This is a genomic window from bacterium, from assembly GCA_035419245.1.
GTDB lineage: Bacteria > Zhuqueibacterota > Zhuqueibacteria > Residuimicrobiales > Residuimicrobiaceae > JAKPUX01.
In genome coordinates, this window is the sequence record DAOLSP010000039.1 from 1 (window position 1) to 1,474 (window position 1,474).

2 protein-coding genes are annotated in these 1,474 nt (G+C 59.5%); both read left to right on the forward strand.

What is annotated here, in order from left to right:
• The first annotated feature begins 390 nt into the window (after positions 1–390).
• A complete protein-coding gene (locus PLH32_18090; protein HQJ66520.1) occupies positions 391–903 on the forward strand; it encodes a hypothetical protein in 513 nt (170 codons plus the stop codon).
• Between the two features lie 392 nt (positions 904–1,295).
• Positions 1,296–1,474 (forward strand): pentapeptide repeat-containing protein (locus PLH32_18095; GenBank protein HQJ66521.1); only part of this gene is annotated, 179 nt, incomplete at its 3' end.

Consider the following 1,474-nt stretch of genomic DNA (forward strand, 5'->3'; position numbering starts at 1 on the left):
ACCGCGAGGCCGAGGCCGGGGCGCAGCGCACCGAATGGCGGTCGGATCTGATCATCGCCAAGCAGCGCAACGGCCCGACAGAGGACATCCCGCTAATATTCAAGCGCCAATACACGCGATTTTTCCCGGTAGATGCGGTGCGACAGCCGGCGCAAGTGCCGGACTGGTATCATAACTAACAGGAGGTGACGGATGACGGCACGTGATTTTTTCGCGATGATTCTGATCGTCGCGATGTGGACGATCATCGCAATTACCTGTTGCGGGAGGTGATCATGGTCTGGGTATGGGCTGTGGTATTCGTGCTGCTATGGGGGTTTATTTTTCTCGCCCACCACGGCAGCGCAGCCGAAGAGGCGCAGCGGAGAATTATGGACGCGGAGGAATAATATGTATTTCGCGACGATTGACCCAGGCCGTGAGACCGGCATCGCCGTATGGAGCGACCGCATCGCCGAGCCGCCCGTATCGCAGTGGCCGCGATGGACGCTGGATCATACCGGCACCCTGCGCTACGTGGGAGCGCGCGATTACCTGGACCGGCTGGCTGCGATGATTCGCAATTACCGGCTCGAATTCGCCGTGCTCGAGCGCTACGTCAATTTTGGCCGCCAGTATAAGGACGCCGAGCGCATGGTCACGCAGCAGACGCTCATCTGCGAGGCGTTCGAGGATGTAGTTCTGGTCGGCAAGCGCAGTTGGGACCCGGCCAACACCAAGCCCAAGATGCAGGCCGAGATCATCGCCGAGTATGGTATTGAGGCCCCGCGCAACGAGCACGAGCGCGACGCGGTGCATATGGGCCTTAATATCTTCCGTCGGATGCCGTGGGAACACGCAGACAAGGCCGCGCATCTTAAAGCGGCGGCTGGCGGGGAACACAAAATCAAGTTGGTAGCATGAGTATAGCCCCGGTGGTGCGGCTGGTTACCGCGCCTTTGCCGCCGGCAGACGGACGGGGCGGCTGCTATGGCGCTGCACAAATCAATGTGAGCCAAAATCAGCCGCAAAGATAAGGCTATGCGGCCGGCGCCATACAAAACCACCAGAAGTACTAACCGAATCATCGGCTTGCAACGTGCATTGGGGCACTGAAATGCCGATGGGCTGGCGGTGAATATAGTGGGTGAGTAGGTATGCGGCGTGTCAGCGCCGGGTAAGGGTTGACTAGAGAGCTTGTGGCGTGGTAATTGGGACTGACAGTTTCCCTGGCAATCGCCTCACAGTCCACAAGCAGGAGCCGGGTGGGGAATCCGGCCACACCGAAAGCCCGATAATTTAAGGAGGAGTAAGTAATGGATGCCGATAAATTGAACGCTGTGCTGGACAAGCACGCCAAGTGGCTGAACAACGAAGAGGGCGGCGAAAGGGCCGATCTCAGCGAGGCCAATCTCGCCCGGGCCAATCTGCGCTGGGCTGATCTCCGGGGCGCCAGTCTCCAGGGCGCCGATCTCCAGTACGCCAATCTCCAGGG

What these genes read in the sequence shown, in the direction of transcription:
- PLH32_18090 (HQJ66520.1), top strand. Translation starts at nt 391, where the DNA reads ATGTATTTCGCGACGATTGACCCAGGCCGTGAGACCGGCATCGCCGTA.